The 14,039-nt window shown below is 63.9% G+C and carries 17 protein-coding genes; 8 read left to right on the top strand and 9 right to left on the bottom strand.

All coding sequences use genetic code 11. The features are described from left to right. Positions 1-11 precede the first annotated feature (11 nt). The 8 genes from M3465_RS01570 to M3465_RS01535 all read right to left on the bottom strand — a co-directional run bounded on the left by M3465_RS01570 (position 12) and on the right by M3465_RS01535 (position 7,031). Positions 12-1,757, bottom strand: a complete 1,746-nt coding sequence (locus tag M3465_RS01570) for a DNA polymerase III subunit gamma/tau (RefSeq protein WP_249499949.1) — start codon at positions 1,755-1,757, stop codon at positions 12-14. Between the two features lie 51 nt (positions 1,758-1,808). Beyond that, the gene (locus M3465_RS01565; protein ID WP_249499947.1) at positions 1,809-2,192 is read right to left on the bottom strand and encodes a YidH family protein; all 384 of its coding nucleotides are present in this window, start codon (positions 2,190-2,192) and stop codon (positions 1,809-1,811) included. A gap of 108 nt (positions 2,193-2,300) precedes the next feature. Next, on the bottom strand, positions 2,301-2,789 hold the full coding sequence (gene rpsI, locus M3465_RS01560) for a 30S ribosomal protein S9 (protein ID WP_249499946.1): 489 nt from the start codon (positions 2,787-2,789) through the stop codon (positions 2,301-2,303). Further along, positions 2,789-3,253 (bottom strand): 50S ribosomal protein L13, encoded by a 465-nt coding sequence (rplM, locus tag M3465_RS01555; protein ID WP_249499944.1) that lies wholly within the window; start codon positions 3,251-3,253, stop codon positions 2,789-2,791. The genes rpsI and rplM overlap by 1 nt, the downstream gene beginning before the upstream one ends. Positions 3,254-3,418: 165 nt before the next feature. After that, positions 3,419-3,952 carry a GNAT family N-acetyltransferase gene (locus M3465_RS01550; RefSeq protein ID WP_249499943.1) on the bottom strand — a complete coding sequence of 178 codons (534 nt, stop codon included), beginning with the start codon at positions 3,950-3,952 and terminating at the stop codon, positions 3,419-3,421. A 139-nt stretch (positions 3,953-4,091) separates the two neighbouring features. After that, positions 4,092-5,582 (bottom strand): D-alanyl-D-alanine carboxypeptidase/D-alanyl-D-alanine endopeptidase, encoded by a 1,491-nt coding sequence (gene dacB, locus M3465_RS01545; RefSeq protein WP_249499942.1) that lies wholly within the window; start codon positions 5,580-5,582, stop codon positions 4,092-4,094. A 61-nt stretch (positions 5,583-5,643) separates the two neighbouring features. Continuing rightward, positions 5,644-6,258, bottom strand: a complete 615-nt coding sequence (locus M3465_RS01540; protein ID WP_249499940.1) for a nicotinate-nucleotide adenylyltransferase — start codon at positions 6,256-6,258, stop codon at positions 5,644-5,646. Then, positions 6,246-7,031: an enoyl-CoA hydratase gene (locus M3465_RS01535; RefSeq protein WP_249499938.1), complete on the bottom strand. Its 786-nt coding sequence runs from the start codon at positions 7,029-7,031 to the stop codon at positions 6,246-6,248. Before M3465_RS01535 ends, M3465_RS01540 begins: the two co-directional genes overlap by 13 nt. 56 nt (positions 7,032-7,087) lie before the next feature. Between M3465_RS01535 and M3465_RS01530 the strand changes: the two genes are divergently transcribed. After that, on the top strand, positions 7,088-7,516 hold the full coding sequence (locus tag M3465_RS01530; RefSeq protein ID WP_249499936.1) for a PaaI family thioesterase: 429 nt from the start codon (positions 7,088-7,090) through the stop codon (positions 7,514-7,516). On the opposite strand, the gene M3465_RS01525 is transcribed toward M3465_RS01530, so the two are convergent. After that, positions 7,517-7,888, bottom strand: coding sequence for a tellurite resistance TerB family protein (locus M3465_RS01525; RefSeq protein ID WP_283254920.1), 372 nt, complete (start codon positions 7,886-7,888; stop codon positions 7,517-7,519). It lies immediately after the preceding gene. A 177-nt stretch (positions 7,889-8,065) separates the two neighbouring features. Between M3465_RS01525 and M3465_RS01520 the strand changes: the two genes are divergently transcribed. The 7 genes from M3465_RS01520 to rpmB all read left to right on the top strand — a co-directional run bounded on the left by M3465_RS01520 (position 8,066) and on the right by rpmB (position 13,987). Further along, a complete protein-coding gene (locus M3465_RS01520; protein WP_249499934.1) occupies positions 8,066-9,643 on the top strand; it encodes a lysine--tRNA ligase in 1,578 nt (525 codons plus the stop codon). Between the two features lie 51 nt (positions 9,644-9,694). Further along, positions 9,695-10,111 carry a DUF4864 domain-containing protein gene (locus M3465_RS01515; RefSeq protein ID WP_249499933.1) on the top strand — a complete coding sequence of 139 codons (417 nt, stop codon included), beginning with the start codon at positions 9,695-9,697 and terminating at the stop codon, positions 10,109-10,111. Between the two features lie 100 nt (positions 10,112-10,211). Then, a complete protein-coding gene (parA, locus tag M3465_RS01510) occupies positions 10,212-10,853 on the top strand; it encodes a ParA family partition ATPase (protein WP_249499932.1) in 642 nt (213 codons plus the stop codon). Positions 10,854-10,884: 31 nt separating this feature from the next. Beyond that, positions 10,885-11,730 (top strand): DUF6206 family protein, encoded by an 846-nt coding sequence (locus M3465_RS01505; RefSeq protein WP_249499931.1) that lies wholly within the window; start codon positions 10,885-10,887, stop codon positions 11,728-11,730. A gap of 63 nt (positions 11,731-11,793) precedes the next feature. Next, positions 11,794-12,207 carry a universal stress protein gene (locus M3465_RS01500; RefSeq protein ID WP_249499930.1) on the top strand — a complete coding sequence of 138 codons (414 nt, stop codon included), beginning with the start codon at positions 11,794-11,796 and terminating at the stop codon, positions 12,205-12,207. 62 nt (positions 12,208-12,269) lie between these two features. Beyond that, on the top strand, positions 12,270-13,259 hold the full coding sequence (gene meaB / locus M3465_RS01495) for a methylmalonyl Co-A mutase-associated GTPase MeaB (protein ID WP_249499929.1): 990 nt from the start codon (positions 12,270-12,272) through the stop codon (positions 13,257-13,259). A 437-nt stretch (positions 13,260-13,696) separates the two neighbouring features. Next, positions 13,697-13,987, top strand: coding sequence for a 50S ribosomal protein L28 (gene rpmB, locus M3465_RS01490; protein WP_249499927.1), 291 nt, complete (start codon positions 13,697-13,699; stop codon positions 13,985-13,987). The last annotated feature ends 52 nt before the right edge of the window (positions 13,988-14,039 follow it).

The raw sequence follows: 14,039 nt of genomic DNA, 5'->3' as shown, positions 1-14,039 counted from the left end.
ACGCGGCGCCGTCAATCTTCCTCGAACGGATCCCATTCGTCCTCGACCTCGGGCAGCGCCTCGATCTCGGCTTCGGCGGCGAGTTGGTCGGGCGTGCGCACTTCCTCGATCCGCGCACCGGGGAAAGCGTCGAGAACCGCCTTGACCAGCGGATGTTCAGCCGCCTCGGCCTTGATCGCCAGTTCGGCGGCGTCACGGGTCTCGACGATCGTCGGAGCGTCCGATCCGTTGACGAGCGTGACGCCCCAGCGATTGCCGGTCCAGCGTTGCAGGCTCGTTCCGAGACGCTGCGCCAGATCGGCGGGGGCCTTGTCTGTCGGGGTAAATTCGATGCGTCCCGGCTGATAGGCGGCAAGGCGCACGCAGCTTTCGACCTCCACCAGCAGCTTCACATCGCGGTTGGCGCGGATCAGTTCGACCACATGTTCGAAACTCGGGTATCGCGCGAGCGCCTGATCGGTGGCGATGGCCAGAGCCGCGCCGCCATGGGAGGCGTGAGGGCCGGAGGAGGGCGCGTGGGTCGGGGCCGGCGCGCCCTGCGCGCTGTGCGTTGCGCGCGCCGTGCTCTGCACCATGCCGCCGCCCTGGGGGGGTGGGGGCGGCGCGTCCTGCAACTTGCGCAGCAATTCCTCAGGGCTTGGCAATTCGGAGACATGCGTCATGCGGATGATCGCCATCTCGGCGGCCATCATCGCGTTGGGCGCCTGCGCCACCTCGTCCAGCGCCTTGAGCAACATCTGCCATAGCCGGGTGAGCGGGCGCATTCCCAGAGCCTCCGCCAGTTCCTGACCGCGCTGGCGCTCGTCGGGGCCGATGGTCGGGTCTTCGGCGGCCTCGGGCGTGATCTTGACGACGGAAATCCAATGGGTGATCTCGGCCAGATCGCGCAGCACGGCCATCGGATCGGCACCTTCGGCATATTGTGCCGAAAGCTCGGTCAGCGCAGCGGCGGCATCTCCCTTCATCACCATGTCGAAGAGGTCGAGCACGCGGCCCCGGTCCGCCAGCCCAAGCATCGCGCGCACTTGCTCCGCGCCCGTCTCTCCGGCGCCGTGGCTGATCGCCTGATCCAGAAGCGAGGTCGCATCGCGCGCGGAACCCTCTGCCGCGCGCGTGATGAGCGCGAGCGCATCATCGGTGATCTCGGCGTTTTCGGCGGTCGCGATGCGGCGCAAAAGGGCGATCATCTCCTCCGGCTCGATCCGCCGCAGATCGAAGCGTTGGCAGCGCGACAGGACCGTCACCGGAACCTTGCGGATCTCGGTCGTGGCGAAGATGAACTTCACATGCGCGGGCGGCTCTTCCAGCGTTTTCAAAAGCGCGTTGAAGGCCGAGGTGCTTAGCATGTGCACCTCGTCGATAATGTAGATCTTGTAGCGCGCAGATGCCGCGCGGTAATGCACCGAATCGATGATTTCGCGAATGTCGCCAACGCCCGTGCGGCTGGCGGCATCCATCTCCATCACATCGACATGGCGGCCCTCCATGATCGCGGTGCAATGCTCGCAAACGCCGCAAGGCTGCGTCGTCGGCCCGCCGGTGCCGTCGGGGCCGATGCAGTTCAGCCCCTTGGCGATGATCCGCGCGGTTGTCGTTTTGCCGATGCCGCGGATGCCCGTCATGATGAAAGCCTGCGCGATCCGGTCGGCGGCAAAAGCGTTTTTCAGCGTGCGCACCATCGCTTCCTGACCGACGAGATCGGCAAAGGTCTCGGGGCGATACTTGCGGGCAAGCACCTGATAGGCGGTGTCGGACATGGATGTTCTTTCCTCGGCTTGTCGCTCAGGCTACCTGATCCGGGGGAGGATTCACAACAACCAAAGAATGATCCCCGTCGCCACGGTGCCCAAGCTGAAAACGACCGTAATCACGGTGATATGGTGGCGGGATTGCCCGTTCGCATCATGTGTGCTGAGCGATTCCCGCGTCCGATTGGCTTGTCGCCATGCCGAGACATAGATCAACAGCGCTGCGACAATGAAGACGGTCGCAACGGCCTTCGGCACCCAGGTCGGCTCATATGGGCCGAACAGCGCTTTCAGGCCAAGCGCGATGGCGACCGACGCCATGCCGGTGCGCATCCAGCCGGCGAAGGTGCGTTCATTGGCGAGAACGGTTCGATCCTCGGCCCATTCGGTGCGGTTTTCAGCGTAGTCTGTGCGGTCTTCGGCCAGATCGGTCTTGTCGGTCATGCGTGCAAGCTACTGCCGGAGCGGTTCGGGACCAATATCGAAAATATCACCGCGCATGAAAAAGGCCGCCCGGACCGGGCGGCCTTGAGAAAGATCGATGCAAAACGATCAGCGCTTGGAGAACTGGAAGCTCCGGCGCGCCTTGCGCTTGCCGTATTTCTTGCGTTCCACGACGCGGCTGTCGCGGGTCAGGAAACCGGCGGCCTTGAGCGACGAGCGCAGCGACGGATCGTAAAGCTGCAGCGCCTTGGAAATGCCGTGCTTGACCGCACCGGCCTGACCGGAAAGGCCACCGCCCTTGACTGTCGCGACGACGTCGAACTGGTCCTCGGTGCCGGAGATGGTGAAGGGCTGGCGGAGGATCATCTGCAGAACGGGGCGGGCGAAGTAGACCTTCTGCTCCTTGCCGTTCACGGTGACCTTGCCGGAGCCCGGCTTGATCCAGACGCGGGCGACCGCATCCTTGCGCTTGCCGGTTGCGTAGGCCCGGCCCAGATCGTCCCGCTGCGGCTCGCGCGGCGTTTCCACTGCTTCCGGCGCGGCGTCGAGGCCGGCGGCGGTGTTCAGCTCTTCGAGAGAATTGAGTTGCTCAGCCATTATTTCGCCGTCCGCGTGTTCTTGGAGTTGAGGGATTTCACATCCAGCACTTCGGGGCTTTGCGCCTCGTGCGGGTGATCGGTGCCGGCATAGACACGCAGATTCGTCATGATCTTGCGCGACAGACGGTTGCCCGGCAGCATCCGCTGCACGGCCTTCTGGACAACGCGCTCGGGATGCGCGCCTTCAAGGATCTGCTGCTTGGTGCGCGATTTGATGCCGCCCGGATAGCCGGTATGCCAGTAGTAGTTTTCCTGGCGCTTGTTGCCGGTGAGCTGCACCTTGTCGGCATTGATGACGATGACGTTGTCACCCATGTCCATGTGCGGCGTGAAGGACGGCTTGTGCTTGCCGCGCAAGCGTGTGGCGATGATCGACGCAAGACGGCCCAGAACGATGCCTTCAGCGTCGATCAGGATCCATTTCTTGTCGATATCTGCCGGTTTTGCAGAATAGGTTTTCATCGTGGGAAGCCCCTGACAAGTAAGTGTGATGCAGGGCACGCGCGCCCCGGTCATTTCGATGGGCGGGTTATAAGCTTTCGCAAGCTGCAGTCAAGCGGCTCTGCGCGCAATAATGCAAGTCATTTCAGTTGGTTAGAAATAAGGTATCAAATTACCCCACAAAATTCATCCCGTTTCAGCCGCAGGCAGCATCAATTTCCGATAGACGAGATACGGGGTCAGGGCGGGGGGAATGGTGCTGCTCTCGTAACGCTCCGAGTCTGTGAAGCCGAGGCGATCGTAAAGGGAAAGGATCGCGCTGTTGTCGCGCACCGCGTCGGAATAGACGGTTGTCGCACCCATCTCTCGCGCCTTGTCTATGCGCATTTCGATCAGCCTGCGGCCAAGCCCCAGCCCGCGCGCGAGGTCCCGCACATAGAGCCGCCGCAGCTCGGCGCGTTCGGCGTCGATCATGCGCACGAAGGCGCAGCCTAGCAGGAAGCCCGAACTGTCGCGCGCCAGCACCGTCGCGCCGCGCGGAGGCAGGAAGCTGTCCATCTCATCGAGTGCCGTCTGGACATAGTCGGAGATCGAAAAACGCGGCCCTCCGCTGGCCATCAGGCGTTCGCGGATCTGGGTGAAATATTCCGTCAGAATATCCGTCATCTCGACCCGGTCGGGTTCGGTCTGGGCAAAATCGAGCTGGATATCGAGGTCCATGGGATTTTCGAAATCAGTGAGTCGTTCGCGGCAGGTTAGCCGCCGTTTCGGGATCAGGCGACAGTTTATTCTGTGCCACCTTGGAAAATCAGTCACTTATCCCGCCCGGAGCGACGTGAATCAGGTGCCCCGCGCGGATTCAGCCGTTGTAAAGGATGCCCCAGCGCGCCAGAAGCCGCTGCTGCAGGTTGCGCGATCTTGCGCTGTAGTGCTTGCCGCCCGGCGGTCTTTCGCGTTCCTCGCGGCTGAGCGCATCGCGGCGTGGCAGATCGGCCGAGAAGAAGGCGAAGGCCAGTTCGGTGCCATCGGGCAGATCAATGAACCCGCCGAGCCCGCTGACGAAGTTCAGCGTGCCGGTCTTGGCGTGAACCGACATGGAAGGGGCATCGTCGCGCAGACGGTGCGCCTTGAGCAGCGGCTTGATCTGCAGACTCTTGCGGGCGGTGATGAGTGCGGTGACCATATCGCGCGAAGAGATCCGGCTGTCATCGCCGAGCCCGGAATGATCCTCGAGCGCGGGGTGGCGCATGCCGAGCGTGTCGCGCGCCCAATCGTTCATCGCCTCCGCCGATGCCTTGAGCGAGGTGGCACGCCCCTGCCGCGCCGCCGTGGCGGTCAGCCCGACACATTCGGCGGTGAGGTTGGTCGAGTATTTCAGCATGTCGCGCAGGATCGTCGTCAGCGGGGCGCTTCGATGCGCGGCAAGTTCGGTCGTGCCGGCCGGCAGTGCCTCGATCCGTTCGGGGGCGGGCAGGACGATCCCGTTCGAGCGCGCGAGTGTCTGGAATACCTCGGCGGTATAGAGCGCGGGTTTGCGGACCGGCAGCCAGCGCGCGCCTTTCTGCCCGAGCGCGCCGCGCGCCACCGTCCAATTGTCGTAGGTTCCTTCGTCGGCATAGGTGTAGATCGGATATTTGCGCGGCGCGACCTGCATGCGCGCCGACCTTACGGCGGGGCGCAGCGTGGCCGATGGCGCCTCCATGCTGATCTTGTAATCGTCGCCGTTGCGCACCCATTCGAAATGGACACGGTTGTAATTGAGGTTCAGCCCCGACAGGCCGGGATTGTAGCCGACCTGGTCGGGCTGCTCGGAATCGATGCCGGTGAGGCGCGGCAGGGCGAGATCCCAGATGCGAAACCGCCCGGTGACTTCGGCAATGCCCGCCTTGTCGCGCAGGTCGCCCGCCAGCGCGGCGAGCGCATCGGTATCCAGCGTCGGATCGCCCCCGCCGGCGAGGATCAGATCGCCCTCCAGCTTGCCGTCCTTTATTGGCCCGCTTGCCAGAAGCCGCGTTTCGAAGCGATGATCGGCGCCAAGCGTATCGAGCGCGTAGCAGGCCGTCAGCGCCTTGGCGACGCTGGCGGGGGGCAGGGCGCGGAGCGGGTTGTGCGATTCCAGCACCAACCCGGTCTTGACGTCGGCCACTTGCACGCTGATCTGTCCGGGCAGATCGGTCCTGGCGATCAGCTTGGAAAGCGGCGGCTGGTATGATTTGAGCAGCTCATCCGCCCGCGCGGAGGGACGCAGGGAGTTTTGCGGCGCGAGGGCGGATTGCGCGAAGGCCGAAGGTGCGAGTCCGCTTGCCACAAGGGCGCCGAGCACCGCGCGGCGTGAGATCCGGTCTGTCATAGGGGTGATCTATCCCGAGGATCGACGCGCTTACAAGGACACGCTTTGGTGATCGGTGCGGCTATTCCCTCCAATCGCCGCGCGCGCGGATCGCGGTCGAGCTCTGGGCTGTCATCGGCATGTTGACGAAGCACCAGACGGGCGGGACGTGCATCGGCAAAAGCTGCGATGCGGTGGCGGGCAGCATGTGCTGGCGATACTGGCGCGCGGTGCGCGAATGGAGCGCCGATTGCCGCCAGCCGGGCCGCGCCAGAACGCCGAGCGGAACGGCGCGCAGGATGTCCTGCCAGCGGTCCCAGAGGTGGAATTGCTGAAGGTTGTCCGCCCCCATCAGCCAGACGAACCGCACGCCCGGATGCGCGGCGCGCAGCGCATCGAGCGTGGCGGCGGTATAGCGCGTGCCAATGCGCGCTTCGACATCGCTGACGATGATGCGGGGATCGGTAACGAGCGCGCGGGCATGGGCGATCCGTTTGACCAGGGCGGCCGGTCCGCGTGCCTTGAGCGGATTGCCGGGCGAGACCAGCCAGACAACACGGTCGAGCGCAAAGCGCTTGAGCGCCACGCGGCTGATCTGCAGATGGCCCTCATGCGCCGGATCGAACGAGCCGCCGAGCAGTCCGACCGTCATGCCGGCCCGGACCGGCAGCCCGGTCCATGCTTTTATTGCGACCATTCGTGAGGGCGCTTTTCGAGAAACGCGCCGATCCCTTCCTCCGTGTCGCGCGACAGCATGTTCTGCACCATCACGTCGCCGGCATAGGCATAGGCGTCCTCGTCGCTCAGCTGCGCCTGTTCGTAGAACGCGGCCTTGCCCATACGCACAGCAGAGCCGAGCTTGCCTGCCACCAGATCCGCCAGCTCGGCGGTTTCGGCTGCAAGATCGGCCTCGGGCACGACCTTGTTCACAAGCCCTAGCACCTCGGCGCGCTCGGCATCGATGAATTGGCCCGTGACCAGCATTTCGAACGCCTGCTTGCGCGGGATGTTCCGGGTGAGCGCGACCATCGGGGTCGAGCAAAAGAGTCCGATATTCACCCCGTTCACACCGAACCGCGTGCCCTCGGCCGCGACCGCCATGTCGCAGGAAGCGGCAAGCTGGCAGCCGGCTGCGGTGGCGATCCCGTGGACCTGCGCGATCACCGGTTGAGGCAGGCGTTGCAGGCCGAGCATCACCTTCGCGCAGCGGTCGAAGAGATCGGCGAAATAGGCTTTGCCCCCGTCCTCCGCCTGCCGCCCCGCGGTCATTTCCTTGAGGTCATGGCCCGCGCAAAACGCCTTGCCCGCTCCCGAGATCACGACGCAGCGAATGGCGGTATCCTGACCGAGCGCGTCGATCTGTCCCTGAAGCGCGGCCAGCATGTCATCGGACAGCGCGTTGAGCCGGTCCGGCGCGTTCAGGCGCAGATGGCACACCGCGCCGCTGTCGTGACGTTCCAGAAGTTTCATCTTGTCCTCCCAACGGCTTGGCGCAACTCTAGCGGCGGATCGGGCAGGAGGAAAGCATGGCGCTTAAACTGGAACGCGATGAAATGATGGAGTTCCTCGGGGAGGTGTTTCCCCAGATCGAAGGCATGTTCACGATCGACAGACTCGACGAGGACCTTCTGGTAATGCGCCTGCGCACCACCGAAGAGCATCTGCGCCCCGGCGGCACCGTGTCGGGTCCGGCGATGTTCGGGCTGGCGGATGTGGCGGCCTATGTCGCGACAATGGCGCGGATCGGGCGCGAGGCGCTCGCCGTGACGACGAACTGTTCCATCGATTTCATGCGCAAGCCGGAAGCGGGCGTCGATGTTCTGGCCCATGCGAGGCTTCTCAAGCTGGGGCGCAACCTCAGCGTGACGGATGTTCTGCTCTATTCGGACGGCAAGCCCGATCCCGTGGCGCGCGCGACGCTGACCTATTCGATCCCGCCGCGGCGCGACGGCTGATCACATCCGCACATGCCGCGCGCGCGCGCCGCGTTCGATGGCGGCGGCGTGCAGCCGGTCGATATTGAGCTCGTAGCGCATCTCCTCCAGCAGGCGCAGCTCCGCCTCGCGCAGCGTGCCATCGGCAGCGGCCACATCGCAGGCCAGCGCATAGGCGGTCTCGAAAAGCCGTTCGGGCAGGTTGTCGCGGATGAGGCCGAACAGCGCATCCAGCCCATCCTCCTGTTCGAACAGATCGAACACGAGCGCTGACATCTCGGGGATGCGGGTTTCGTCATACTCGGCAAAGACCGGAAGATTGTTCACGGCGGAATTGATCTTGACCAGCTCGGCCGTGCGAATCCGCTCATCAGATGCGGAAATCGCGATCATGAGGGCAACGAGGCAGTCTTGCGGGCTGAGCGGATGGGGATCGGTATCTTGCACGGGCGGTCTTTCCGGATTGCGGGCAGGTTGCGCCAACTTATTGACCAGACCTGCCCGCCGCAATAGGGAGTGGCATTCGACGCGAGCGCGATCCCCGCGCAGCCTTTTGGAGTGTGAGAGCAAATGTCCGACCTGCGCGAAGCTGCAATGTCCTCAAAGGCGTGGCCCTTTGAAGAGGCGCGCCGGCTGCTCAAACGCTACGAGGCCGGACCGCCCGAAAAGGGCTATGTGCTCTTCGAAACGGGCTATGGCCCCAGCGGCTTGCCGCATATCGGCACCTTTGGCGAAGTGCTGCGCACCACGATGGTGCGCCGTGCCTTCGAAGCGATCTCGGACATTCCGACCAAGCTCATCAGCTTTTCCGACGATCTCGACGGGATGCGCAAGGTGCCGGACAACGTGCCCGACCGCGACATGCTGGCCGAACATCTGCACAAGCCGCTGACCAGCGTGCCCGACCCGTTCGGCGAATACGACAGTTTCGGCGATCACAACAACGCCATGCTGCGGCGGTTCCTCGACACGTTCGGGTTCGACTACGAGTTCATCTCGGCGCGCGATTTCTACCGCTCCGGCCGCTTCGACGAAACGCTTTTGCGCGCCGCCGAACGCTATGACGATCTGATGGCGGTGATGTTGAAAAGCCTGCGCGAGGAGCGTCAGCAGACCTATTCGATCTTCCTGCCGATCCATCCCGAAACGGGCCGCGTGCTTTACGTGCCGATCCGCCATGTCGATGCAAGGGACGGCACCGTCACCTTCGATGACGAGGACGGGCGCGAATGGACGTTGCCCGTCACCGGCGGCAACGTAAAGCTGCAATGGAAGCCCGATTTCGGCGCGCGCTGGGCGGCGCTTGGCGTCGATTGGGAACCTTACGGCAAGGAACACGCGCCCAATACGCCGATCTATACCAAGATCTGCTCGATCCTCGGCGGCCGCCCGCCCGAGATCTTTACCTATGAGCTCTTCCTCGATGAGCAGGGGCAGAAGATCTCCAAGTCAAAGGGCAACGGGCTGACGATCGACGAATGGCTGACCTATGCCAGCACCGAATCGCTGTCCTATTTTATGTATCAAAAGCCCAAGACGGCGAAGCGGATGCATTTCGACGTGATCCCGAAGGCGGTGGATGAATACCACCAGCAACTGCGCGCCTATCCCGCGCAGGATGTCGCCGCGCAGGTCAACAACCCGGTCTACCATATCCATTCTGGCGATGTGCCCGCTTCGCATATGGTCGTGCCGTTCTCGATGCTGCTCAACCTCGCTTCCGCCTCGGGGGCCGAGGACAAGGAGGCGCTTTGGGGCTTCATCCGGCGCTATGCGCCCGGTGCCACGCCCGAGACGCATCCCGACCTCGATCAGGCGGCTGGCTTTGCGGTGCGTTACTATCAGGATTTCGTCAAACCGGCGAAAACCTATCGCGCACCGGATGAAAGTGAACGCGCCGCGATGGCCGATCTGGCCGAGCGGCTGCGCGGCTATGACGGGCCCGTGGAGGACGAGGCGCTGCAAACGCTGGTCTTTGCGGTCGGCAAGGACCACGGGTTCGAGCCGCTGCGCAACTGGTTCAAGGCGCTCTACGAGGTTCTGCTCGGCCAAAGCCAAGGACCGCGTTTCGGTGGCTTCATCGCACTTTACGGCGTGTCGGAAACCGTCGATCTGATCGAAAAGGCGCTGACCGGCGATTTGCTCTGAAATTTTGCCTGCGCCGGCCCTTGCCCTAGCTTGTGTCCGGGGAGGATCGCCATGCGCAATTTCATCACGGCAGTATTCTTGAGCGCGGCCCTGGCCGGCGCGCCGTCCGCGCAGGATGCGCTGGCACCGGAGCGGCAGATCGAAGGAGTGATCCGAAGTCAGATCGATGCTTTTCTCGAAGACGACTTCGCGCGGGCCTTCACATTTGCCGCGCCGAACATCCAGCGTCTTTTCGGCACGTCCGAGACGTTCGGCGATATGGTCCGGCGCGGCTATCCGATGGTCTGGCGGCCGCAAACGCTGCGTTTCGGCGCGCTGCGCGAAAAGGTAGGCGTATTGCATCAAATGGTGGTGATCGAGAGCGCGGATGGCGCGATTCATTATCTCGACTACCGGATGGAGCGGATCGATGGCGCATGGCGCATTGCCGGGGTGCAGATTCTGGAACTGCCCGAACTCGCTGCCTGACGCATGGTGCCGGCAAGGCACAATCTTCCGCCGCGGCAATTTTTATGCTGCACCTGCGAGATAACGCTGTAGGCTCGGCGCGAATCGCAGGGAGACCAGCATGGCCGGACATGTCATCACCGTCGCGCAGCAGAAGGGCGGCTCTGGCAAGACCACCGTTTCGGCCAACCTCGCCACCGGGTTCCTGCGGCAGGGCAAGAGCGTGGCGCTTGTCGATATCGATCCGCAAGGCAGCCTGGGCCGCTGGTTCATGACGCGGATCGAGACCGGGAGCGGGCCGTGCGAGAACCTCGAATTCGCGACATCCTCCGCCTGGGGGATCACCTATGAGGTGCGCAAACTGTCCGGCACCCATGACATCGTCATCATAGATACGCCGCCCAAGGCCGATAGCGATTTGCGCCCGGCACTTCGCGTGGCCGATCTCGTGGTTGTTCCGGTCAGTGTGAGCCATGTCGATCTCTGGGCGACGGAAGGCGTGCTCGATCTGGCCCGGCGTGAGGACAAGGATGCGCTTGTCGTGCTCAACCGTGCACGGGCGAACACGCGGCTTGGCGCGGAGGTGGCCGCCGCGGCCGAGTCCCTGAACGCGCGCATCGCAGGGGCGACATTGGCCAACCGCGTGATCTATGCCGAGGCGCTGGGACAGGGGCGCGGCGCGGCCGAAGCCCGCAAGACGCCGGCACAGTCCGAGGTCGACGCGCTCACCGCAGAGGTGGCGCAGGTGCTGGCAAACGGCTAAACCCGCCGGGCCATACCGACCGGAGCCTGACATGACTGACCTCGATGACCTCGCCGCGCTGATCCGCGCCGACAGCCGCGCGCGCGGAGAGCCGCTGTCAAGGCTCGGCTATTTCTGCGCGCCCTTCCGCCCCGCCACTGGCCCCTTTTCCGAGAAGGTGATCAAGGTCTATCGTGGGCTCAAGGACGATGCCGCGCTGGACCGGCTGGCGCGCTGCCATGACGATTATGTCGCCGCGCTGAACGCGGCTGGTGTCGCCCTTCCCGAAACGGAATTTCACCTCCTTCCTGTCGATAATGCACGTATTCCCGTCATCGTGCAGCGCGCGCTGCCGTCCGATTCGATGATGCGTCCGCAGATGCTATCGGCCGATCGTGAAGAAACGCTCAAGATGATGGAGGCCGCCGGCGACGTAATCGCCACCTTCTGGAACAATGCTGATCGATCCGCGACGCGCATCGGCTTTCATCCGTCCATCCGAAACTTTGCCTATCTCGATGGAAAGGCGCTGTTTTTCGACACGTTCCCGCCCCTGATCCACTACAGCCGTGAAGAGATGGGTAGGCTGCTGCTGCTCTTCTCGGACAAAGCGGTGATGCGCTGGATCGGCCCCTTGATGCGCGCCCGTGTCACCGCGATCCAGGATGAATGGTATTCGCCCCCCGAAACGCTTGTCGGCCTTGTCGGCTCCGCGTGTCGGCTGCGTCCCGATGATGCGCAGGCCTATCTCGACTGGGGGCGCGATTTCGCATCCCGCCGCATGGCGCGCTGGGCCGAGGAGGCGCTGCCGAAACTGCACGAGCCGCCGCGTCTTCCGGGATACTGGACAGGCTTTCGCAAACTGCTCGGCTTGCAGGGCGAGCCGAACGTGCCCTGATGCGGATCAAGGCGGGGTTTTACGGGATATGCTAGAGTGCGGTCTATCGTGAAAGGATCCGCCATGTACGACACCATCCTCGTCCCGGTCGCGCTCGACAATGAAAACGGCCGGATCGGCCATGCCATATCGGTTGCCAGACGGCTCGCCTCGGACGGCGCATCCATCACGCTGCTGCACGTGGTCGAGGCGGTTCCCACCTACGCGATGAGCTATATTTCTGCCGACGTGATGTCCGAAACCCGCGAAGAGATCGAGATCGAAATGAACCGGCTTGCGGCAAGCGCGGGCGCCGGCGTTTCCGGCAAAGTCGTCGACGGCCATTCCGGCCGATCGATCCTCGACCATGCCGAGCAAACCGGCGCCGATCTGATCGTCATCGCCTCGCACCGGCCGGACATGCAGACGCTGCTGCTCGGCTCGACCGCGACGCAGGTGGTGCGCCACGCCAAATGCGCGGTGCACGTGCTGCGCTGACGGCTTTACTTGCACGCCCGGCCCATGCCACATCTGCGCCCGGATCAAGACGGAGCGCGCGCATGGATATCGACGATCTGGCACCCCGTATCCTTGCCGGGGAACGGCGCGCGCTGGCGCGGGCGATCACGCTGATCGAAAGCCGGCGCGAGGATCACCGCACCCATGCAGCGCAATTGCTCGACCGCTTGCGCGGCCATGGGCGCGAGGCGCTGCGAATCGGCCTCTCCGGCACGCCCGGCGTCGGCAAATCGACCTTCATCGAGGCATTCGGCTGCATGCTGACGGGGCACGGGCTCAAGGTGGCCGTTCTCGCGGTCGATCCCAGTTCGGCGCGCTCTGGCGGCTCGATCCTCGGTGACAAGACCCGGATGGAGCGCCTAGCCCGCGATCCGAACGCCTTCATCCGCTCCTCGCCCTCGCAATCGCATCTCGGCGGCGTCGCACGCCGCACGCGAGAGGCGATCGATCTGTGCGAGGCGGCGGGGTTCGACGTGGTGCTGATCGAAACTGTCGGCGTGGGTCAGTCGGAAACCGTGGTGGCCGAGATGTCCGACCTGTTCCTGCTCCTCTTGGCCCCCGCGGGTGGCGACGAATTGCAGGGCGTCAAACGCGGCATCATGGAAATGGCCGATATCATTCTCGTCAACAAGGCCGATGGCGATCTCGAACCCGCCGCCACCCGCACTCGCGCGGATTATTCCGGCGCGCTTCGGCTGCTGCGCAAACGGCCGCAGGACCCGGATGGCTTTCCCAAGGCACTGCTGGTCTCTGCGCTCGAGGATAAGGGGCTCGAGACGGCTTGGGAGGAAATCCAGGCGCTTGCGCGCTGGCGCCGCGTGAACGGACATTTCGCGGCCCGCCGCGCGGCGCAGGCGCGTTTCTGGTTCGAAGCGGAACTGCGCCATTCCCTTCTCTCCCGTCTCGAGCGAGAGCCGATGAGAGGCATTGTCGAGGCATTCGGCCGCCAGGTTGAAGACGGAACCCGAACCCCGTCACGCGCGGCGGAGATGGTCCTGGCTCAGATCGAAGGCGGGAGCGCACCGAACTGATGCGGCAATAGCTGCGGGCGTCGAGCCACCGGGGGCTTTGCCCCCCTGCCGCGCGGGCGCGGCATTCCCCCCAAGATATTTGGAAAACAGAGAAGTAACGGAATATTAAGCTTTGGCTATCAAATTTGTGAGGCGGTACAGGCGGAGACACCGATGACCGTAAACGGAGAAGCCCCCTGCCGATGCGCAGGGGGTGGACCAATCCTCCCACCTTCTCTGTTTTTCAAATATCTCGGGGGAGTCGCCGCTTGCGGCGGCGGGGGCAGAGCCCCCAATCGCGTGCGGGTAAACCCGGTGCGTTTTCGCCGGGCTGGCACTTGACGCTTTGAGCGCATGGCTCTAAGGACAGCAAACGAGATTCCGGGCGCTGTCAGTCGGCGCCCTTTCATATTGGTGCACGGCCGATCGGCCGCCTATGACAAGACGAGGACGAACCCATGTCGCGTGTATGCGAATTGACCGGTAAGGGCCCGATGACTGGCAACAATGTCAGCCACGCCAACAACAAGACACGCCGGCGCTTTCTGCCGAACCTCAATGATGTGACGCTGCAGTCGGAAACACTTGGGCGGGGCATCAAGATGCGCATCTCCGCGCATGCGCTGCGCAGCGTCGATCACCGCGGCGGGCTGGATAAGTTTCTTGCCAAAGCCAAGGATACCGATCTGTCGCCGAGCGCGTTGAAGGTCAAGAAAGAGATCGCCAAGGCGCAATCCGCCGAGGCGTAAACCGTTTCGATTTCCAGCTTCGCTCAGCCCCGCCGTTCGATCGCGCGGGGCT

Origin of the sequence: Marivita sp. GX14005, assembly GCF_023370775.1 — a bacterium.
GTDB lineage: Bacteria > Pseudomonadota > Alphaproteobacteria > Rhodobacterales > Rhodobacteraceae > Marivita.
Note: the sequence above shows the minus strand (reverse complement) of the source record. Positions and strands in the feature narration are given on the sequence as shown.